Origin of the sequence: Kitasatospora sp. SC0581 (genome assembly GCF_048159585.1) — a bacterium.
Classification (GTDB): Bacteria; Actinomycetota; Actinomycetes; order Streptomycetales; family Streptomycetaceae; genus Kitasatospora.
In genome coordinates, this window is sequence record NZ_JBLRWA010000220.1 from 1 (window position 1) to 371 (window position 371).

The window sequence follows — 371 nt, forward strand, 5'->3', positions numbered from 1 at the left end:
GCGCAGGCCGCCGTGGATGAGCTTGCTGGACCGGCTGGAGGTTCCGGAGGCCCAGTCGCGGGCCTCGACGATGCCGGTGGAGAGGCCTCTCGTGACGGCGTCCAGCGCCGTCCCGGCGCCGACCACCCCGGCGCCGACCACCAGCACGTCCAGCTCGCGCTCGGCCATGGCCGCGAGCGCCTCGGCGCGCTCGGCGGGTCCCAGTGTCGCTGTCCTCACGGCTTGCCTCCCGTCGTCCCCCGTCGTTCCCCGTCGTCACAGCACGCGAACCGGGCCCTGCGGTCCGGCTCACAGCTCGATTCTGTCCCTCCCCGGCGACTTCAGCCACCGCCTCGCCACCGACCTGTGGATAACACTCGGCGACCTTCGGC

The 371-nt window shown here is 73.3% G+C and carries 1 protein-coding gene; it reads right to left on the bottom strand.

Annotated elements, in window-relative coordinates; genetic code table 11:
• On the bottom strand, positions 1-219 hold a 219-nt coding region (locus tag ACLWS4_RS37865; protein ID WP_416876554.1), incomplete at its 3' end, for an FAD-dependent oxidoreductase.
• Between the last annotated feature and the right edge of the window lie 152 nt (positions 220-371).